This is a genomic window from Streptomyces sp. NPDC001858, from assembly GCF_053594615.1.
In genome coordinates this window covers 26,359-46,639 of record NZ_JBSFEV010000051.1, presented here as the reverse complement: position 1 = coordinate 46,639, position 20,281 = coordinate 26,359, and the positions used below count along the sequence as shown (strand labels likewise).

The 20,281-nt window shown below is 71.0% G+C and carries 13 protein-coding genes and 5 pseudogenes; 9 read left to right on the top strand and 9 right to left on the bottom strand.

Going from position 1 to position 20,281, the window contains the following annotated elements:
• Positions 1 to 108: 108 nt before the first annotated feature.
• Both ACWCPF_RS40735 and ACWCPF_RS40730 read right to left on the bottom strand, forming a co-directional pair.
• Positions 109 to 404, bottom strand: a pseudogene (locus tag ACWCPF_RS40735) (MMPL family transporter); the annotation flags it as partial.
• A 736-nt stretch (positions 405 to 1,140) separates the two neighbouring features.
• Positions 1,141 to 1,689, bottom strand: a pseudogene (locus tag ACWCPF_RS40730) (hypothetical protein); the annotation flags it as partial.
• 170 nt (positions 1,690 to 1,859) lie between these two features.
• On the opposite strand from ACWCPF_RS40730, the pseudogene ACWCPF_RS40725 reads away from it, so the two are divergent.
• A pseudogene (locus ACWCPF_RS40725) lies at positions 1,860 to 2,701 on the top strand (histidine kinase); the annotation flags it as partial.
• A 101-nt stretch (positions 2,702 to 2,802) separates the two neighbouring features.
• On the opposite strand, the gene ACWCPF_RS40720 reads toward ACWCPF_RS40725, so the two are convergent.
• Entirely contained in the window at positions 2,803 to 3,753 is a 951-nt protein-coding gene (locus ACWCPF_RS40720; protein WP_451050185.1) for an NADP-dependent oxidoreductase, read from the bottom strand.
• Between the two features lie 130 nt (positions 3,754 to 3,883).
• Between ACWCPF_RS40720 and ACWCPF_RS40715 the strand changes: the two genes are divergently transcribed.
• Entirely contained in the window at positions 3,884 to 4,747 is an 864-nt protein-coding gene (locus tag ACWCPF_RS40715) for a helix-turn-helix transcriptional regulator (RefSeq protein WP_451050184.1), read from the top strand.
• A 237-nt stretch (positions 4,748 to 4,984) separates the two neighbouring features.
• Here the strand turns inward: ACWCPF_RS40715 and ACWCPF_RS40710 are convergent, their stop codons facing one another.
• Positions 4,985 to 6,679, bottom strand: coding sequence for a carboxylesterase/lipase family protein (locus ACWCPF_RS40710; protein WP_451050183.1), 1,695 nt, complete (start codon positions 6,677 to 6,679; stop codon positions 4,985 to 4,987).
• Between the two features lie 200 nt (positions 6,680 to 6,879).
• Here ACWCPF_RS40710 and ACWCPF_RS40705 point away from each other — a divergent pair, with 200 nt between their 5' ends.
• Both ACWCPF_RS40705 and ACWCPF_RS40700 read left to right on the top strand, forming a co-directional pair.
• Positions 6,880 to 8,316: a hypothetical protein gene (locus ACWCPF_RS40705; protein WP_451050182.1), complete on the top strand. Its 1,437-nt coding sequence runs from the start codon at positions 6,880 to 6,882 to the stop codon at positions 8,314 to 8,316.
• Positions 8,317 to 8,373: 57 nt separating this feature from the next.
• On the top strand, positions 8,374 to 9,741 hold the full coding sequence (locus tag ACWCPF_RS40700) for a peptidase M23 (protein WP_451050181.1): 1,368 nt from the start codon (positions 8,374 to 8,376) through the stop codon (positions 9,739 to 9,741).
• 73 nt (positions 9,742 to 9,814) lie between these two features.
• On the opposite strand, the gene ACWCPF_RS40695 is transcribed toward ACWCPF_RS40700, so the two are convergent.
• Together ACWCPF_RS40695 and ACWCPF_RS40690 are read right to left on the bottom strand one after the other, a co-directional pair.
• Positions 9,815 to 13,036 carry an AAA family ATPase gene (locus ACWCPF_RS40695; protein WP_451050180.1) on the bottom strand — a complete coding sequence of 1,074 codons (3,222 nt, stop codon included), beginning with the start codon at positions 13,034 to 13,036 and terminating at the stop codon, positions 9,815 to 9,817.
• 217 nt (positions 13,037 to 13,253) lie between these two features.
• Positions 13,254 to 13,362, bottom strand: a pseudogene (locus ACWCPF_RS40690) (chitinase); the annotation flags it as partial.
• Positions 13,363 to 13,534: 172 nt separating this feature from the next.
• Here ACWCPF_RS40690 and ACWCPF_RS40685 point away from each other — a divergent pair.
• The 3 genes from ACWCPF_RS40685 (at position 13,535) to ACWCPF_RS40675 (ending at position 16,709) form a co-directional block, all read left to right on the top strand.
• Positions 13,535 to 15,061 (top strand): glycoside hydrolase family 43 protein, encoded by a 1,527-nt coding sequence (locus ACWCPF_RS40685; RefSeq protein WP_451050179.1) that lies wholly within the window; start codon positions 13,535 to 13,537, stop codon positions 15,059 to 15,061.
• A gap of 179 nt (positions 15,062 to 15,240) precedes the next feature.
• Positions 15,241 to 15,804 (top strand): dihydrofolate reductase family protein, encoded by a 564-nt coding sequence (locus ACWCPF_RS40680; RefSeq protein WP_451050178.1) that lies wholly within the window; start codon positions 15,241 to 15,243, stop codon positions 15,802 to 15,804.
• A gap of 53 nt (positions 15,805 to 15,857) precedes the next feature.
• Entirely contained in the window at positions 15,858 to 16,709 is an 852-nt protein-coding gene (locus tag ACWCPF_RS40675; protein ID WP_451050177.1) for a phosphotransferase enzyme family protein, read from the top strand.
• A 21-nt stretch (positions 16,710 to 16,730) separates the two neighbouring features.
• Here the strand turns inward: ACWCPF_RS40675 and ACWCPF_RS40670 are convergent, their stop codons facing one another.
• The 3 genes from ACWCPF_RS40670 to ACWCPF_RS40660 form a co-directional block, all read right to left on the bottom strand.
• Positions 16,731 to 17,714: a threonine ammonia-lyase gene (locus ACWCPF_RS40670; protein ID WP_451050176.1), complete on the bottom strand. Its 984-nt coding sequence runs from the start codon at positions 17,712 to 17,714 to the stop codon at positions 16,731 to 16,733.
• Between the two features lie 6 nt (positions 17,715 to 17,720).
• Positions 17,721 to 18,536 carry a hypothetical protein gene (locus tag ACWCPF_RS40665; protein ID WP_451050175.1) on the bottom strand — a complete coding sequence of 272 codons (816 nt, stop codon included), beginning with the start codon at positions 18,534 to 18,536 and terminating at the stop codon, positions 17,721 to 17,723.
• 260 nt (positions 18,537 to 18,796) lie between these two features.
• Positions 18,797 to 19,705: a LysR family transcriptional regulator gene (locus ACWCPF_RS40660; RefSeq protein ID WP_451050174.1), complete on the bottom strand. Its 909-nt coding sequence runs from the start codon at positions 19,703 to 19,705 to the stop codon at positions 18,797 to 18,799.
• A 104-nt stretch (positions 19,706 to 19,809) separates the two neighbouring features.
• Between ACWCPF_RS40660 and ACWCPF_RS40655 the strand changes: the two are divergent.
• Both ACWCPF_RS40655 and ACWCPF_RS40650 read left to right on the top strand, forming a co-directional pair.
• A pseudogene (locus ACWCPF_RS40655) lies at positions 19,810 to 20,174 on the top strand (YybH family protein).
• Entirely contained in the window at positions 20,134 to 20,277 is a 144-nt protein-coding gene (locus ACWCPF_RS40650; protein ID WP_451050195.1) for a hypothetical protein, read from the top strand. Before ACWCPF_RS40655 ends, ACWCPF_RS40650 begins: the two are co-directional and overlap by 41 nt.
• Positions 20,278 to 20,281: the final 4 nt, after the last annotated feature.

Genomic DNA, 20,281 nt, shown 5'->3' with positions numbered 1-20,281 from the left:
CGCACTCGCCGCGCCCGTGGGGACGGGGGACGGCGAGCACCCCAGCCCGGCGGCGAGCACCTGCTCGCCGCCGGGCATACTGACGTTTCCCCTGTTCAGCCGGGGCACCCTGGCCGGATCGGGGGACTCGTCCGGATCCGGGTGAGTGGAGTGCCGTCGGCTGAGCACCTCGCCGCCCATGTCGATGCGGGGCAGGCTCAGCTCCAGCCAGGAAGCCGCCGGACCCTGTCGCCGAGGAGGGCGAGGACGGCGGGCACGATGGCCGTCCGGACGACGAACGCGTCGAACAGGACGGCGATGGCGAGTCCGAAGCCGATCATCTTGATCACCGATTCACCCACGGTGATGAAGCCGGCGAACACAGCGATCATGATGAGTGCAGCCGTCGTCACAACACGGGCGCTGCAGCCGGACCGGGCGTTCGCCCCGTCGGCCTGCGCTCGCTGGACTCGACGCTCGGTGTGGAGAACGCGCTGTGGGGGGCGGAGGGAGCGGTGACGGCGCCGGCACCCAGGCCGATCCGCAACCGCCCGCAGCAGGGTTACGTACCAGCGTCGCCGGAAGACCAGACGACCCGGACGCTAGAGGAAAGCGGCCACGGCAGGCCTTCTCGTCGGAAGGCGGTTCCCCAGACGCTCCGACCATGGGCCACCCGTCCTTCACCCGCCCTCCGGGACAGTGATGGCGCACATCTGCCACCAAGCACGGCCGCGCGCCAAGGCCCCTATCGTCGTGAGGCGCACGAGACCGTCTTACCGACGAGCCGCCCCCACCTCATGCCTGGTTGGCCATGGCAACGAGGTCGCCGGCCTTCGGACCTGGCATACCGTCGCGGCGGGCCGACCGAGATCGGGTTCGGGCCCCGGCATATCCCGGCTCCTTGCGCGGCGCCCCGGTGCCCCGCTCACTCGCGGAAGGCAGGTGACAGGCTTCCGGCCGACCGAGCTCCTCCGCCGGTGCACCCGGGTTCCCGGCTCCGGCTGAAGCCGATCGGCGCGCTTGCCGGTGACCGGTCGCCATACGACGCCCGACAGTCCGGCATCCAGAGCTACCTCGAAAGGCCGACGCCGCGCTGTCCGCCGTCGCGATCGGCAGCAGCAGCTCCCCTGCCAAGGCCGGGGCGGGGATTGACGCGGACCCCGTCGCGATCGTCGTCCGAAGCGGTGCCGGGCTCTTCGTCGGCTCCGTCGCCTTGTTCCGGCCGACGGCGAAGACGTACAGGCGCAGCACCAGGAAACGTCCTGTGCCGGCGAGCGCGGAGGCGCTGAGGTAGACGGCTTGCTCGGTCGGCATCCCGGCCGACGGCTGCACCATGTGCAGTATCAGCATCGCGGCAGTCGTCGCCGCGTAGGCGGCCGAGGCCGACCCGGCCGACTGCGCATGCTGACGCCATCCGGCACGCCGCCCGCTCCCGAAGGTGAAACGTGCGTGGAGCTCCGTGCACAGGATGGTGGAGGCGACGGTGATCAGCGCGTTCGCCAGCGCCCAGGGCATCAGCCCGCCGAGCAGGGCGACGGCGGCGCTGGAGGCGATCCCAACGCCGCCGCCGAGCAGGACAAACCGGGCGAAGGAGGCGAGTGGGCCGGGGCAGGCCGGGGCCTGGCGTGCGTCGTCCCGTTCGGTCTCCGTCCGCTCCACGTGCCGCGCCCCACAATCCGTTCCCGGATTCGACGAGAGGAGCGACTTCATGGCGATTTCCTTCCGGACGGGGAGCTGTGAACAGCTGGGATCAACGATGCCGCCGCCCGCTCGCCAGCACGATGAGGTGGGCTCCCGAACTCCTGGTGTAGCCAGCTACACCAGGAGCAGGGGGCCCGCTCCCCCGGGCCCGGGTAACGCGGGTCAGTAGCCTGATCGACATGCGAGCAACAGGGCGTCAGGCAGCTCGGGCCACAGTGCAGTTGGTGGGAGCCCTGGCGCTGGGCTTCTGCTCCTATGTGTTCATCACCGTGCTGCTGGTCGCGGCCACCGTCACGCTCATGCTGGTCGGTGCCGGGCTGCTGCCGGAGACGGTGTTTTTGGTACGCAGACTGGCGGGGGCCAAGCGACGCCGGGTGGTGAGGTGGACCGAGAGGGAGATCCCCGAGGCGTACCCGGCCTTGACGGGCCCGCTCCGAAAGAGGCTGCGTACGGCGGCCCGTGCCCCCGGTACGCACACCGATCTGCGATGGATGGCTGCCTACTACGCCTACGGCTTGCTGGCCGTGCTGGCGGTGCCGCTGTGGGGGGGTGGGACTGCCCGTCGACGGCGTTCGGTGCGGACTGCTACGCCGCAAGGCAGTCGTCCTGCCGCTGATCAGCCATCTCGCGAACCTCGACGCCACGTGGTCGGCCGCCCTGCTCAAGCCCTCGCCGAAGGCACGGCTCGCCGAGCGCGTCGAGGAGTTGACCGCCACCAGAGCCGGCGCGATCGCCGCACATGGTGCCGAACTGCGGCGGATCGAGCGGGACTTGCACGACGGCACGCAGGCGCGGCTGGTGTCGCTGTCCATGCGGATCGGCCTGGCGCAACGCGCGCCAGGACCTCGATCCGGAGACCGCGCGCAAACTGCTCGCCGACGCCCAGGACCAAGCACAAGAAGCGCTGACCGAGCTGAGGCACGTCGTACGGGGCATCCACCCGCCGATCCTCACCGACCGCGGTCTCGCCGGAGCAGCAAGGGTGTGGCTCGCCCAAACCCCCACAGGGCTGCGGGTGCGGTATTCCCCCGACAAGATCATTCGTCGGCTTCACGAGTCACCCGATCGACCGTCAAACCGGATGCTCACGAGTGCTCACGAGTGCTCACGACAACGACGGAGCTACGCGGACACCGCGACGACCTGTTTGCCCACGACGCCGCCGCGCTCGAACGCCTCGTGCGCGGCGGCGATGTCTGCCAGCGGGTAAACGCTGTGGACCACCGGGCGCAGCGCACCCGAGGTGACGCGGTCGGCCACGTCGCTCAGCACCGTGGTGTCCGGGTCGGCGCTGAAGGTACGGATGCGGCGGGACCCGTACACGCTGGACGCGGCGATGGCGGCCAGGGCGCCGGCCGACAGGCCGACGGTGACCATCCGGCCGCCCTTGGCCAACCGGCCTCGATAGCAGTGCAGTTCCGAGCCGACGGTGTCGACGATGACGTCGAACGTTCCGATCTGGTCCGAGGTGGTGGAGCCGTAGTCGAGGACTACGTCGGCACCGAGGTCGGTGAGCAGTCGTGCGTGGCGGTCGCGGGCCAGCGCGGTGACGTGGCCGCCCAGCGCGTGTGCCAGTTGCACGGCGGCGGTGCCGACTCCGCCGGCCGCGCCCCGCACCAGGACCCGCTCCCCGCCCACGAGGTGCACACTGTCGCGCAGCGCGATCAGCGCCGTGGCGCCCGCCACGACCAGGGAGGCCGCGTCGACCGGCGAGATGCCCGCCGGGGCGGGCGCGATCCGGTCCGCGGGGACCACGACGTACTCGGCCGCCCCCGCGGTGGTGTGCCGCTGACGGGGATGCACCATGCCCCACACCCGGTCCCCGACCCGGTAGCCCTCGACGTCGGCGCCGGCCTCGGCGACGACACCCGCGAAGTCCAGCCCCGCACCGATCGGGAAGCGGCGCCCCGACACCATCTTCAACTCCCCGGCGCGGACGATCACGTCGTGTCCGTTCACGCTGGACGCCTCGACCGACACCAGGACCTCGCCGGCAGCGGGGGCGGGGCGGTCGACATCGTTGATCCGCAGAACGTCCGGTGCACCGTAACTCGCGATCTGAGCGGCCTTCATGTCGCTGTCCTTCCGTGGTCGGCTGGTGTGGATCCGATACTGGTCCCTGCTCGCGGCATCACGGTCGTTCGCCCTTTCCTGGGACTGGCAGACCCACCCTCCCCAGCGGCCACCGAGGCATAATGGCGCCGTGACCGACGCCCCCATCGCGTTGACCGACGATCCCCGACGCGAACTCGCCGAATTCCTACGGACCCGCCGGACCCGGCTGCGGCCGGAGGACGTCGGCCTCGAACCCGGCCCGAGGCGGCGTGTCGCCGGGCTGCGGCGTGAGGAACTGGCCCTGCTGGCGGGGGTGAGTTCGGACTACTACCAGCGCATGGAGCAGGGACGCGACGTCCGGCCTTCCGAACAGGTCCTTGACGCCCTCGCGCGCGCCCTCGACTTCACCGCCGAGGAGTGCCGGCACCTGCACAGCCTCGCCGCCGCCACGCGCACACCCGCCCGCGCCCCGCGCCGGTACGAACCTGAGCAAGTACCGCAGACCACACAGCGGTTGCTGCGCACAATGCCCTCGCCGGGGCTGGTCGTGGGCCGCTACCTGGACGTGCTGGCCTGGAGCCCGCTGGCCGGCGCACTGCTGGGCGAGTTCACCGGACTCCCGGTGACGGAGCGGAACCTGCTCAAGCTTCTGCTGCACCCCGAGGCCGGCCAGACCTGCCCGGAGCGGGCCGCCACCGTCGCCGAGCTGACCGCGATGCTGCGCGCACAGGTCGCCGCCGATCCGGGGCACCCGCGCGCCGTGGAACTGGTCGGCGAACTCGCGGTGCGCAGCGACGAGTTCGCAACGCTGTGGGCCCGCCACGACGTGGGGGAAACGACGCGCGGCCGGATGCGCGTCAACCACCCTCTGGTCGGCGAGCTGAACCTGGACTGGGACGCCTACCCGTTGCCGGGCGCTCCCGGCCCGATGATGATCGTCTGCACCGCCGTCGAGGGCGGCCCCGACGCCGAGCGGCTCCACCTGCTCGCGAGCCTGCTCAACGCCCGCTAATCCAGGGCGGGCAGTCCTTGTGGGCGAAGATCAGCTCGGGCCGGTTGCCGTTGGCGCGCGCCAAGTCGCCGACCCGGCCACGCACGCAGCCAGGCCGGCCGACCGGGACGGCGCCACAGCCCCACTTCAGGCAGACCCGGCTCGGGCGGTGGAGTCAGGGGCGATGCCGCCGAAACCGCCCGGGTCCGCGAAGAGCGGCATGGCGTCAGGGCGTCAGGGCGTCAGGGCGTCAGGGCGTCAGGGCAGACGGCTCCAGAACCCGAGGTTGTGTTCGCGGTGGTAGTCGACGGGACCGATCCGCTCCGGTGACAGCGACTGTGTGTACGGACGGCCGTTTGCCGCCGGTCCATGGGGGAGCCAGGGCGGCAGGCCCGCGCCGCGGGGCTCGCCGGTTCGCGCGAACGCCGCCCAGTATCCCGCCATCGTGTCCGACAGGCGGCGCTGCGCCGGGGTGAACAGCGGCTCGGCCGCCTCGTCCTCGAACAGGTACGGGGTGTCGCCCGCGTGGAACGCGCCGAAGTCGAAGTCGCCCGGCAGCGGCAGGAACATCGGTGCGTCGCGGTCGGCGAACTCGTAGGCGTACAGCGGCACATGCCGTGCCAGCGCGGTGTGCTGGGCCTGTGTGCCGCGTGCCCACATCCGGTCGGTGATCACGGTCGCCCACGCCAGGCCGGGAGAGGGGAACGCGGTCGACGGATACTCGGCCCGCACGCGCGCCGCCCGGCTCGCCCCGAACGCGGTGCGCAGCGCGTCGTCGTAGTCCGCCTCGGTGAACGGTTCGCCCACCGCGTCGTACGTCATCCCGACGAACACGCGGTGCTCGTCGCGCGTCGCGCCGGACAGGACCGGAACGCGGTGGAAGCGCCCTGCGCGCAGTGCCGTGGGCGGCAGTTCGGGCAGGGTGGCGTTGCCGTATCCGAACGCCTGGAAGGCGTTCATGATGTACGGCACCTTGAGGATCGTCTTCACGGGCAGGGCGCGCAGGCAGGCGAGAGTGCGTTCGGGACGGTCGCTGCGGCAGCCGAGGGACGAGGTCATCTCGGTGGTGATGTCCTCCATCTCGCGGCCCGTCCGCCAGACGTACCAGGGGTATCCCGGTACGCCCGGGCCCATGGCGCCGGCCGGCATGTCCATCACGGCCTCACCGCTCGCCATGACGGCGCGGTGGAACAGGCCTCTGGAACCGGGCGAGGTCAGATGCCCGGCGACCGCTGACGCGCCGAACGACACCCCGGCCACCGTGACGTTGCCGGGATCACCGCCGAAGGCCCGCGCGTTGTTCCTTACCCAGGCCAGCGCCGCCTGCTGGTCCTGGAGGCCGAAGGCGCCGGCCCCCTCCAGACCCGGCAGGGCGAGGCCGCCGAAGACGCCGAGACGGTAGTTGACGGTGACGACCACCAGACCCCGTTCGGCCAGCCGGCGACCGTCGAAAAGGGCGCCGCCACCCACGGATCCGTCCCCGTGGATCCACACCAGCACGGGCGCGGGCGCGGCCTGCCGCAGGGCCGAAGGGGGCGGTGTCGTGACGTTCAGGACCAGGCAGTCCTCCTCCGTGCTGGACACCTGCGCGTACGGCGAAGGCACCTGCGGGCACAGCGGCCCCGGCTTGGTGGCGTCCCTGACCGCCTTCCACAGCCGTACCGGCCGGGGTGGCGCCCACCGGTGCCGTCCCGTCGGGGCGCCCGCGTAGGGGATGCCGTGGAAGATCCGGTACGCGCCCGACCGGGTGCCGCGGACCGGCCCCGCGTCCGTGCGTACCGTGTCACCGGCGACGACGACGGCGGCGCGCCGGGTCCCCGTGGCTGCCCGCCCGGCATCGGTGTCCGCGGTGGTGCTCAGCCCGATCAGCCCGATCAGCACGAGCGCGGTGAGCGCCAGGGCGATGACCGTCGTCAACACGGCCGCCCGGCGAGGAATTCTGAGGTGCGTCACAGCGCGAGCCTTCCTCGTGGTCGTCGGCACCGGTGCGTGGACGCACCGGAGGCGGCCCGATCGGACGCACCTTCGGGCACGGAGGGCCCTGCCGCAAGGAAGGCGCGTGATCGCATCCGGCGGTGGCCAGTTCCGATCACGCGCACTTACGGGTACAGCACCCTCGCATCGGGCGGGGGGACAGACTGAAGGAGCCCGGTATGGCGCCCACCGCACCCGATTTCGGTCCGGACATCGACCCCTACGCGCTCTACGATCCGCAGCAAGGCTGCGATCCCGCCGCCAAACCCGGCCTGCTCGGCTTCCGTGACCTGGTGCTCGCGGCGTATCCCGAGACGACCAGCCTGGGGATCAGCCGGGAATGCGGCAGCGGAGGCCAGAGCGAGCACAAGGAAGGCCGCGCCTGGGACTGGGGCGTGAACGTCCAGGGCCAGGGCCATCTGGCGGACGACCTGATCGACTGGCTCCACGCCACCGACCGGCACGGCAACACCCATGCCCTGGCCCGCCGATTCGGCATCATGTACATGATCTGGAACCGGCGTATCTGGATGGCCAACCGGCACAGCGCCGGCTGGCAGCCCTACCGGGGCGCCAACCCCCACACCAACCACATCCACTTCAGCTTCTCCTGGGCGGGAGCCCGCCAGGAGACAAGCTGGTGGAACGCCCCCGTGGTGCCGGACCGGCGGCAACGACTGGCGGTGGGGATGTCCGGGGACGGCCGACTGGAGATCTTCCACGGGGCGATCGACCAGATCTACCACACCTACCAGCACCAGGCCGGCGGGGCCTGGTCCGGATGGCAGGCGTTCGGCGGACCGGGCAACGCGACGGTCACGTTGTCGGCGTCGCCGGACGGGCGGCTGGAACTGTTCGCGATGAACGGCGAGACCTTCATGCACCGGTACCAGGTCAAGGTCTCCGCCGACTGGAGCGACTGGAACACCTCCGGCGGAGGCGGCGATCACCTGGCCGTCGCCAGGAACCACGACGGACGTCTGGAGGTCTTCGCCAGCAACGCCGCCGGAGTGCATCACCGCTGGCATGACACCCCCGGCGGCACGTGGCACGACTGGCGGCCGTTGGGCGGTCCGCCGAGTGCCCGGCTGGCGGCCGCCCCCGCGTCGGACGGACGGATCGAGCTGTTCGCCCTGACCGACGACGTCTTCCGCCACACCTGCCAGACCGACCTGAGCGGCACATGGCGCCAGTGGGTCGACTTCGGCGCCGGGGGCGGACACCTCGCCGTCGCGCACAATCGCGACGGCCGGCTGGAGGCGTTCGCCACGAACTCCACCGGCGTGCACCACCGCTGGCAGCACACCCCCGGCGGCGACTGGCACGACTGGCAGCCCCTCGGCGGCCCGGCAGACGCACGACTCGCCACAGTGGAGTCGCACGACGACCGGATCGAGATCTTCGCCCTGACCGACCAGGCCCTCCAGCACAACTACCAGGTCGACACGACCGGCGCCTGGCGGGCGTGGCAAGACTTCGGCGGCGGAGGCTACTTCGTCCAGGCCCTCCGCAACCGCGACGGACGGCTGGAGATCTTCGCCAACAACCCCGGCGGCGTCCACCACCGCTGGCAGCACCGGCCCGGCAGCGACTGGCACGACTGGCAACCCCTGTGAAGCAGCCCGGCTCCGCCCTACCTCTTTCCCCCTCACGCACAGAACAGGAGCAGTTCCATGGCGCCCTGCCGCATTCCACCTGACCGAGACCTCGACGTCACGAAGAGCGTCTACACCGTCGGCCGCGATCTCGGCGTTTCGGAGAAGGTGATGCTCGCCGGCTTCGAAGCGGGCTGGGTCGAGTCACACATGAACAACCTCGACTGCGGTGACCGCGACTCACTGGGCGTCTTCCAGCAGCGCCCCAGCCAGGGGTGGGGAACCCCGCAACAGATCCGGCATGTGCCGTATGCCGCCGAGCAGTTCTTCACGCGCGCGATCCGGGTCGAGGAACAGCAGCCGAACCTGAGCGCCGGTCAGACAGCGCAAAAGGTGCAGCGCTCCGCGTTCCCCGACCGCTACGACCAGGCCGAGGGCAAAGCCCGGGCGCTGCTGGCCGAAGCGAGCGCAGCGGTCGGTCCTGTGGTGCCGGATCGGCGGCAACGGCTGGCGGTGGGGATGTCCGGGGACGGCCGACTGGAGATCTTCCACGGGGCGATCGACCAGATCTACCACACCTACCAGCACCAGGCCGGCGGGGCCTGGTCCGGATGGCAGGCGTTCGGCGGACCGGGCAACGCGACGGTCACGTTGTCGGCGTCGCCGGACGGGCGGCTGGAACTGTTCGCGATGAACGGCGAGACCTTCATGCACCGGTATCAGGTGAAGGTGTCGGCGGAGTGGGCCGACTGGTACGGCTTCGGCGACGGCGGCGATCATCTGGCGGTGGCCAGGAACCGGGACGGTCGTCTGGAGGTGTTCGCGAGCAATCCGGGCGGAGTACATCACCGGTGGCACGACACACCGGGCGGCACGTGGCACGACTGGCGGCCGTTGGGCGGTCCGCCGAGTGCCCGGCTGGCGGCCGCCCCCGCGTCGGACGGACGGATCGAGCTGTTCGCCCTGACCGACGACGTCTTCCGCCACACCTGTCAGACGGATGCGGACGGCGCCTGGCGGCAGTGGGTGGATTTCGGGCTGGGCGGCGAACAGTTGGCCGTGGCCAGGAACCACGACGCACGTCTGGAGGTCTTCGCCACGAACTCCACCGGCGTGCACCATCGCTGGCAGCACACCCCCGGCGGCGACTGGCACGACTGGCAGCCCCTCGGCGGCCCGGCAGACGCACGACTCGCCACAGTGGAATCGCACGACGACCGGATCGAGATCTTCGCCCTGACCGACCAGGTCCTCCAGCACAACTACCAGGTCGACACGACCGGCGCCTGGCGCACATGGCAGGACCTCGGCGGCGGAGGCTACTTCGTCCAGGCCCTGCGCAACCGTGACGGACGGCTGGAGATCTTCGCCAACAACCCCGGCGGCGTCCACCACCGCTGGCAGCACCGGCCCGGCAGCGACTGGCACGACTGGCAACCCCTGTGATCCGTCCGCACGACTCGGGCTTCGCGGTCGCCGTCATGCGGTGGCCGCGGGGGCCGGGGGTTCACCCACCAGGTCACACATGCCAGCGGATGTCCTGGTCGGGTGTGTAGCGGCACATCGTCCCGGTGGACACGGTGCGCCGCAGATGGGCTGCCAGTTCGGGGTGCTGCTCGTCCAGCCGGCGCAGGGTGTCGCGGATGCGGGCCGTGACGTTCTTACGGGCGCGTTCGCGCGGATCGCCCAGCCTGCGGGCCCGGCCGCCCAGGCCCGCGTACCGGCGCAGTTCCTCCAGCAGAGCGGCGCGCTCCTGGTCGTAGGCCGCCGCGCGCCGGTCGTCCCCCTGCTCGACGGCCCGGTCGATCTCCGTCTCCAGCCGCTCCAGATGTAGGCGATACCGCCGGCGTGCTTCGTCGTCCAGCACCTCGTCGGCCCCCATGGCGTGCGCAGTCGCCACGGCGTCGTCCTGCGGGTTCAGCAGCCGGACGGACGGGACGTCGCGGCCGGGTTCGCTCAGCAGGCAGTGCAGGTCCCGCAGCCCCTTCGCGTCGGGCATGTGCGTGGTGCGGCCCCCGTACGTCAGCCGCCACACCTCGCCGTTGCGGCGGAACTCGTACAGGGGGGCCGGCTCGTCCCGCACGGGCCGCGGGCCGAGGTGCGCGATGCGGGCCAGCAGGTGCGTCATCCCGAGTTGGTGGGCTTGCGTCGCCGTCTCGTCGAGCAGCGTGTTGAGGGTCTGCTCGCCACCCGTTCCCTGCGCCGCCAGCGCGAGGGCCAGCTCGACGCGGGCGCGCAGTGACCATGGCAGCGCGTGCAGCCGGTCGGCCGATCGGCGGGCTTCGGTGAGGTGGCGCACCGCCGACTCCCAGCGGCGCTGACCGGCATCCAGGATGCCCAGCCAGAGGGACGCCGGGCCGCTGATGTCCCATCCGAAGAGGGAGACCAGCCACTGGCCCGCGTACGGGGACAGCGCGGCGCGGGCGTTGTCGCACCACGCAGGGTCGCCCGAGGCGGCGGCCGCCTGCGCCTGGTAGCGCAGCCACAGAGGGGTGACACTGCGGTGCAGCACTGTGTCGCCGCCGCCGGCGCCCGGCCGGGGGACGGGCACGCGCGGGCTCTCGCCGGCTTCCAGTTCCGTGAGCGCCGCCACGAGATCGACGTACGGGTGCTGCTGACGCCGCAGTTCGCCCCGCAGCTCCCTCGCCTCGGTGAACCTGCCCTGCATGAGGAGCAGTGTCCAGCGGTGGTGGGAGATGAAGTACTGGTAGTAGTTGGGGCCCGGCGCACTCATGGAGACGGAAGCGTCGAGCAGGTTCGCCGCCTCGGTGAACCCGCCCGTCATGGCGTGGACGACGCTGCGGTCGATGATCGCGGTCAGCCGCAAGCGGGGTGAGCCGTCGGCGGCGGCCACCGACAGCATGGCGTGGAAGTCTTCCAGGAACCGAGGCTCGTCGGATTCGAGTGCCGCGACCCACCGCATGGACATCGCGACGTGCTCCGTCCATCGGTCGCCCCGGTTGCGGGACAGCGCGATGAGTTCCGACGCCAGGGCGTGCCGGCCTGCGGCCGTCCGCGGCCCCCACTCGGCCTGCAACTTCGCCCACAGACCGATGTGCAGGCTGTCGTCATCGCCTGCCGCACGGGCGCCGACGATCACCGCCGTCGCGACGCGCCGGGCCAGGTGGGACTGCGAGAGCGGCAGATCGTCGTCGACCGTGTCCGCTGTCGCGCAGGATCCGGTGGTCGCGTCGTATCCGGTTGTCGCGCCGGATCCGGTGCGTTGGCCGAGCGCCCAGCGCAGGGCGCGCTGTTTCAGCAGGGCGGTGTCACCCTGCCCGTCGGCCCCGTAGAGGGTCAGTGCCGTCCGCCCCATCAGCAGAGGGTCGCCCAGGTCCCTGGCCAGAGCGGCGGCGTCGCCGAAGACGCTCCAGGAACGCTCGTGCGCACCGGACAGCTGGAGCGCCAGCCCCAGGTCGAGCCCGAGCAGCACACGCCGCCGAGGGGCCGCCCGGCCGAGACGGTCCAGGGCGCGGCCGTAATGTCCCGCGGCCTCCTCATGGGCCATGCGGGTCTCCGCATGGCGTGCCGCGGACAGCATCAGGTCCACCGCCACGTCGCGGTCCAGTTCCTCGAAGGAGAAGTAGGCGTGGCGCGCCAGCTCGACCGGGAGGGTCATGTCCCGTGCCGCCGCCGTATTCCGCAGCGCACCCGCGGCGGCGGCGTGCAGTCGGCGCGCGCGGGGTGCGTCCAGGTCGCCGTACAGCGTCTCGCGTACGAGGTCATGCTTGAAGACGACCTCTCCGGACCGGTCGTGCTCCACCAGTTGGGCGTCCGCGGCCTGGGCCAGCCACCGCCTCACCTGGGTCGGCGACTCTCCGAGGACGCCCGCCAGCGTGTCGGCGTGGAAACGGCGTCCCAGCACGGACGCGGCGCCGAGACACTCCGCCACCGCGTCGTCCAGCAGCCCCAACCGCTGTTGGAGGGAGGCGTGCAGGCCCGGCGAGATCGCGGTCACGTCATGACCGCCCGCCCACAGGCGGGCGGTCTCCTGGACGAAGAAGGGGTTGCCGCCCGTCCGCCGCAGGACCTCGCCGACGACTCCCTCGTCCGGTGTCCTCCCCGCCGTACGACGCATCAGCTCCGTCACGTCCGCGGTCCCGAGCCCGGTCAGCGCCAGCGTCGTGGCCCGGGTCATCAGCGACCGCAACGGGTCGCGCAAGGGGTGGTCCGGCCGCTCGATCTCCACATCCCTGAACGTGGCGACGATCAACACCCGTTCCAGTGACATGTGCTGGGCCGCGAACTCCAGCAGGGCGACCGACGCCGCGTCCGCCCAGTGCACGTCCTCCAGCACCACCAGCACCGGCTGCTGTTGCGAGGCGGTGACCAGTACGGTCGTGACCGCGTCGAACAACTGGAACCGGTCCACCTCCGCCGTCTTGGAGCCGCTGCCCAGCAGAACCTGGCACGCCGCGCCGGCAGCGTCCGACACGGCCTCCCACGCCTCTGCCTGAACGGCGCTCCGCAGGCCCCGGACGACCTGTGACCAGGGCCAGTACCCGGGAGTGCCGTCGGCGTCCCAGCACGACCCGCGCAGCACGGCCATGTCCTGGTGCTTCGCCTCTTGGACCGCGCAACCGGCCAGAGACGTCTTGCCGATGCCCGCCTCGCCGATGATCAGTAACAGCCCGCCGTGGCCGGCGCGCGCCCGTTCGGTGTGGGCGTGTACGGCGCGCAGGAGGTCGTTGCGCCCCAGCAGTGAGGGCTGCTCCGCCGCGCCGGACCGTGGCTTGGTCACGGTCGGCACCAGCCGTGCCGGAGGTACCCGGTCCACATCACGCCTTCCCCCGAGGTGTCCGTGCCGGCCACAGCCGTTGTCCCGTCCGGCAGCGTAAAGGCTGTTCGAAAAGTGGATCAAATCGAGCAATTGCCACTGGACCGCACGGCGCCGTCCGGCACGACCGCCCAGGATCAAAGCAGCGTGTGAACGGCTCGAAGGCGTGGCTGAAGTCTCAGGTCTCCGGGCTGATCCCGGAACAGGAGTCGGAGCCTCCGGTCGATGCTCCCGACGCAGCCGCCGTTGTCGCGCTGGAGCGCCCAGAAGGACAGGGTGTCGATGCCTTGCGTCGAAGCGCATCGACAGCACTCGCCCAGCCTGACATCCCGTCAATAGGTGTCAATGCAGCAGGCCAGCGAAACTTTTCTTCAACCCTTCCTATTGTTTCGCAGGAAAGGTGTCAGTAGCGTCCCCCGATAGGTGAAGCGCTTCGACTCCCCCGACGAAAGGACGCAAGGGATGCTCCACGAGCACCGGGCGGACGACACCCTCGCCAACCCCGTGATCCCCGGTTTCCACCCCGATCCCAGCGTCTGCCGCGTCGGCGACGACTACTACCTCGCGTGCTCCAGCTTCGAGTACTTCCCCGGCGTCCCCCTCTTCCACAGCCGCGACCTGGTGCACTGGACGCAGATCGGCAACGCCCTGGACCGGCCGAGCCAACTGCGGCTGCCCGTCGGCATGCCGTCCTCCGGCGGGATCTACGCGCCCACCCTGCGCCACCACGACGGCCGTTTCTGGCTGATCGTCACCAATGTGAGCGAAGGCGGCGGCAACCTGCTCGTCACCGCCACCGACCCCGCCGGCCCCTGGTCGGATCCACTCCCGCTGCCCGACGTCCCCGGCATCGACCCGGACCTCGCCTGGGACGAGGACGGCACCTGCTGGTGCACGTTCGCGGGGGTCGGACAGATCCGCATCGACCCCCGCACCGGCGAGACGTACGGCCCGCCGACGCGCCTTTGGTCGGGCGGCCCCGGCGCCAAGGCTCCGGAGGCGCCGCATCTGTACCGGATCGGCGACCACTGGTATCTGCTCATCGCCGAAGGCGGCACCGAGCGCGGCCACGGCGTCTCCATCGCCCGCGGCAACGCGCCCACCGGCCCGTTCGAGCCGTGCCCGGCCAACCCGATCCTCACCCACCGCGGCACCGATCACCCCGTCCAGAACACCGGCCACGCCGATCTGGTGCAGGGCCCCGACGGTTCCTGGTGGATGCTGCTGCTCGGCGTACGGCCGGGCGGCGGCACGCCGGGCTGGCACGTGCTCGGCCGTGAGACGTTCCTGACCCCCGTGACCTGGGTGGACGGCTGGCCCGTCGTCGGCGAGGTGACACTGCAACTGCCCACTCCCCCATGGCCACTTGCTCCCCACCACGCTGAGGCGCCCCGGGACGACTTCGAGCTCGACGAACTACGGCCGTCCTGGATCTCGCTGCGTGACCGACCCGCCGAGCACTGCACCACCGAGGAGCGCTCCGGATGGCTGACCCTCCGCGCGCGGGGCGGTTCCCTGGACGAGCCCGACGTCGTCTTCGTCGGCCGGCGTCAGCAGCACCTGGCGTGCCGGGCGCGTGCGCTCGTCGACCCGGCGGAGGGACGCGGCGGTCTCGCCGTCCGCCTGGACGAGCAGCACCACTACGAGATCGAGGCGTCCGCGACGGAGGTACGGGTGATCGCACGCGTCGGCCCGCTGCGCACGGTCGTGGCCGAACGGACCGTGCCCGCCGGGCCGCTGGTCCTCGGCATCACGATCGGCGCTCCGCCGGCTCCGCACGACGCGCGCACCGGACCCGACGTCGTCTCCCTCGGGGTCGAGGAGCCCGACGGCACGTTCACCGTGCTCGCGACACTCGACGGCCGCTATCTGTCGACCGAGGTGGCGGGCGGCTTCACCGGTCGCGTCATCGGCCTGTACGCCGCCGAAGGCACGCTCCACTTCGACTGGTTCGAGTACGAACGACGAGACGCGCCTGCGCCGAGCTGAACATGACCGGCATGGTGAGGGAGCGTGTGCCGCTGTCCTTGAAGGCGTTGCCCGCAGGCTCTCGCGCACGGATGAAATGATTTCGTGACGTATTCCCGCTCGGGGGTCCCGCGAGCCGTGATGGGTTCCGTGGCGGCTGGGGGTCGTAGTGTCGAAGCCGCTACCGAGGAGGAGTTCTGATGCGCAGGGTGACCTATTCGATGGGCGTCTCGCTCGACGGCTACATCGTCGGACCGGACGGCGGCTTCGACTGGACGGAGCCCGACGAGGAGGTCTTTCGGTTCTGGATCGACGAGATTCGAGACGTCGGCGTCCATCTGTTGGGACGACGGCTTTACGAGACGATGCTGTACTGGGAGACCGCCGAGCAGGACCCGTCGCTCGGCGAAGCCGAACTCGAATGGGCCGCGCTCTGGAATCCGCTGCCGAAGGTGGTGTTCTCCACCACTCTGTCGGCGGTCGAGGGCAATGCCCGCCTGGCCTCCGGTGGTGTGGCGGAGGAGATCGAGCGGTTGCGCGCCGAGCCGGGCGAGGGCGACATCGCGATCGGCGGTGCGACTCTCGCCGCCGAGGCGGCCGCGGCGGGGCTGATCGACGAGTACCAGGCCGTGGTCCACCCGGTGCTGGTCGGCGGTGGCATTCCGTTCTTTCCGCGAGACGAGCGCCGGGTGGATCTCGAACTCGTCGAGACCCGCACCTTCAGCTCGAAATTCGTCTACCTCCGCTACCGCGTGCCGCGTTAGGCTCGCCGCTCGGAGATTTGTGGCAGCGCTCAAGGGACAGGGGCCGGGCGACGATGCAGGCGTCGGAGTTTTCGCGTGCGGTGGCCGCGGCCATGTCGACCGGCGCATCGCTCGGCCTGGCGGTCGACGACGCGATCGTGCTCCATGACTCGAACAGGCTCACTCTGCGGCTGCTGCCTTGTGACGTCCTGGCCCGGGTGGCACCCGTCGCGCATCAGTTCGCACAGTTCGAGGTCGAGCTGGCTCAGCGGCTCGCCGAGTCCGGGTGCCCTGTGGCTGCGCTCGAACCTCGGGTGGAGCCTCGCGTGTATGAGCGTGATGGGTTCGTGGTCACGCTGTGGACCTACTACGCATCCGGGACCCCCGAAGAAGTCTCACCGGGCGACTACGCCCGTGCGCTGGAGCGGCTGCATGCCGGCATGCGCACGCTCGACGTCCCGACGCCGCACTTCACGGATCGAGTCGAGCAGGCACAGCAGCTCGTGGCGGACCGCAACCGCACTCCGGCACTCGCCGACGCGGACCGGGAACTGCTCGGCGACACCTTGCGAAACCTGAGACGAGTGATCGGCGAGCGCGGCGGCGCCGAGCAGTTGCTGCATGGCGAGCCGCATCCGGGCAACGTGCTCACCACGAAGACCGGACTGCTGTTCATCGACCTTGAGACGTGTTGCCGTGGGCCGGTCGAATTCGACCTCGCCCACGCGCCGGAAGAAGTCGGCGCGCACTATCCGGGTGTCGATCAGGACTTGCTGCGCGCGTGCCGGATCCTCGTGCTGGCGATCATCACCACCTGGCGCTGGGATCGCGACGACCAACTCCCGGACGGTCGCCGACTGGGCGCAGAGTGGCTCAGCCAGATCCGAGCGGCTCGCGGTCGCAACGGCCTGGATGTCCCTGGCTGATCGCCCGCCCTTCGAGGTCCGTCAAGACCGGTGGCGGGGCGCCGCGCCGATCCAGCGGTGATAGGCGTCCAGGTCGACGTTGCTGCCGCACACGATGGTGACCACGTGTCGGCCGGCGAAGCGGTCGCGGTCTTCGAGGATCGCGGCGATGCCGAGCGCGGCCGACGGTTCGACCACGAGGCCGGCGTGGTCGAGGAGCATCCGCATGCCGGCGATGATCGACGCCTCCCGCACCAGGACGGCGTCGTCGGCGACCAGCAGGAGGTCGTCCAGGACGGCCGGGATGGGACGTCGGCCGGCGACGCCGTCGGCGATGGTGTCGGTCGAGTCGGTCGTGACGACACGTCGTTGACGCCATGAGTGGGTCAACGCCGGTGCGCCGAGCGGCTGGACGCAGATCACCTCCACTTCGGGTGCCAGCGCCTTCAGCACCTGGCCCACGCCGGTGGCCAGCGCCCCGCCGCCGAGAGCGATCAGGACGGTGTCGAACGACGGCGCGGCGTCGTCCACCAGTTCCAGGCCGATGGTCGCCGCGCCCTCACACGTCTCGATGTCCAGGCTGTCTTCGACCAGCCGGATGCCTTCGTGCCGCGCGATGGCCGCCGCCCGCTCGCGAGCCAGCTCGTGGTCGCCGTCCACCAGCTCCAACCTGGCGCCCAACGCGCGGATGCGGTCCAGCTTGGCCACCGTCGCGAAGCGGGACGCCACGACGCTCACCTCAAGGCCTCGGCCGCGACCGGACCAGGCGAGGGCCTGGCCGAGATTGCCCGCGCTGGCGCACACCGCGGCTCGCGAGCCGTCGTCGGCCAACAGGTTCGCGACCACCTCGGTGCCGCGGCCCTTGAAGCTGCGCACCGGGTTCGCCGTTTCGAGCTTGATGCTCAGCGCACACCCGAGTTCGGGCTCCAACGCCTCGCAGCGGTACAGCGGGCTGTCGAGGAAGACCGGGTCGATCACGCGGCGAGCCGCCCGGATCCGGGCGATGTCGAGGCGAGTCTGCTGCACGACGTGCTACTGCGGGAAGCCGTTGGCGGCGAGACGGGCGCTCATCCCCGCGTGGGCGAGTTGTGAGTGGGCGTTGGCCGGGTCGTGGATGAGTCGGAGGTAGTCGTAGAGGACCTGCACGCACTTGTCCCGGCTGGGGTAGGCGGCGTCGGAGGCCAGTTCGAGGTTCTTGGTGACCTCCATCAACCTTCCGTCGGCAGCGGCGTACACCGGGTGCCAGATGAGCTGCACCGCCGGGTTGAGCGCCATGACCACGCGGAGCTGCGGGACTTCCTGCGCGATGAGGACGCTGTCCGGGTTGTAGGCCCGCAGAAAGATGTGGACGGGGCCGCGGGCGCGACTCACGAACGCCTTGGACAGGACGTTCCACATCGGCGTCTTGAGCATCCAGTCCGAGGTCAGGGTCAGCTTGTCGACCACACCGCCGAAGGGGCTGGCCTCCAGCGGGGTGTGGCCCTTGGACCGGGCGTAGTCGCTGACCGCCCTGCCGCCCGACCAGAGTGCCAGCGTCGGCGTGTCGATCGCCATGTAGTCGCCGATGAGCTTCACCAGCTCCTGGTACCAGCTGTTCGACGCGCGGTGGTCGCGTTGTCGCTGGCGTTCGCTGAACTTGGCCATGGCCTCGTCGTTGAGCTGTCCCTGTTCGGCGATGCCGCCGAGGATGAGTTGCCAGGCGATGTCCGTGACGTCGTCGGGGAAGCCGGCCCGGGCCATCAGGGCGCGGAAGGTGCCCCACTCCCCGTGCACGGTGGGGTCGGCGGCGTGCCGCTGCGCGTCCTGCCTGACCTCGGGGTTCTCCTGGCGCTGCAGCCAGCGCGTCACAGCGGCGTTGCCTGCCGTCCGCTGCAGGACAGCAAGTCCGTCAGGGTGCGCCGGCTGCCCAGCGGTTCGCTCCGGGGCCGTGCCCTGTGCCCGCTTCCTCGGCCCCGCCGCAAGGGTGGGCAGCACCGAGGGTGTCACTGTCTCTCGCACGCTCAGCGGTCCTCCAGGTCTCCTTCGGGCACCCGAAGGTTCGACACTAGGGCCCGGGGCACGGCCCCCGCCAGGGCCGGAGGGGCACTCCTGGGACAGTCAGGAGGCAGTCAGGGGGCACTCAGCGGGCACTCGGGTCCAGGCTTGGCGAACGCCTGCCGGCTGTGCTTGAGCAACTCGCGCACGGCCGGGCTGTGCGTGCTCTTCCAGATCAGGGCGAGCAGCGCCGGTGCTTCGACGTCATCGATGACGCGGGCGGTGAGCCGGTCGCGGTAGCCGACGGCCATGGAGTTGCTGAGGACGGCGACGCCGAGTCCGCGGGTCGCGAGGTCGGCGATGGCATCCGCGGCGCTGGCCTGCAACGCGATCGTGGGTCGGAGGTTCTGTGCGGCGCAGGCCCGGTCGAACACCGTGCGCAGGCCGGTGCCGGGTGGCATGCAGACGATGGGGTGGGCGGTCAGGTCGCGCAGAGCGACCCGCCGTCGTCTCGCCAAGGGGTGTTCGGCCGGAACCGCTGCGACGAGGCGCTCGCTGACGATGGTCAGCGCGTCGAGTCCGTCGGGGGTGGCGGTCGCGGTACCGACGAGAGCCAGGTCGATCGCGCCGGCGCGTACCTCGTCGACGAGCCGGTCGGAGTTGTCCTCCAGGAGGGCGATCTCGACGCCGGGATGCGCCCGGTGGAACGCGGCCAGGGCGTCGAACAGCGGGGTGAGGGTGCAGCCGATGACCATCCCGACCGTGAGCCGACCCCGGATCAGATCGGTCACCTGCCCCACGGCCTGGCCGACCGCCGCAGCCGCGGCGAGTGCGGCGCGGGCGTGTTCGAGCGCGGCCTTTCCCGCGACGGTGAGGGTGGCGGTGCGCGCCGACCGGTCGAACAGCTCGGCGCCGAGTTCCCGCTCCAGCTGGCGGATCTGGGCGCTGACGCCGGACTGACTGATGTGCACCCGCTCGGCCGCCCGGGTGAAGTTCCGCTCTTCGGCGACTGCGACGAAGTATTCGAGCTGCCTCAACTCCATGACTGTGGATTCTAGCTACCAGTACAACCATCTGTTGGACTTCTGAGTGGTGACTGACCAGGCTGGGAAGCACGAGCAGCGAAGCCAGACGCCAGGAGGAACCCATGCCGGAGTACGAGAAGGCCCTGCGGCCCGAGGACGTCACCCGCTTGTTCGTCGAGCGGTCCAACGCCGGTGACGCGGCCGGGGTCGCCGCGCTGTACGAGGAGGACGCGGTGATGGCCTACCCGCCTGGGGAGTTGACGGTGGGGCGGGAGGCGATCCGTGCGCTGTGGGAGAAGGTGCTGGCCAACCGCCCTCGTTTCGAACCCGACAACCGCTGCCGACGCTGATCAGCGGCGGCATCGCCCTCACTTCGACCCCGCCGAAGGACGGGGCCGGCGCCCGGGCGCAGGTCGTCCGACGCCAGCCCGACGGAAGCTGGCTGCGTGTGCTCGACCAGCCCGAGTTCGTCGCGCCGCCCCGCTGAGCCGGCCGGGGGGGGCGTCGGCGTCGGCGTCGGCGTCGGCGTCGGCGTCGGCGTCGGCGTCGGCGTCGGCGTCGGCGTCGGCGTCGGCGTCGGCGTCGAATAATTCC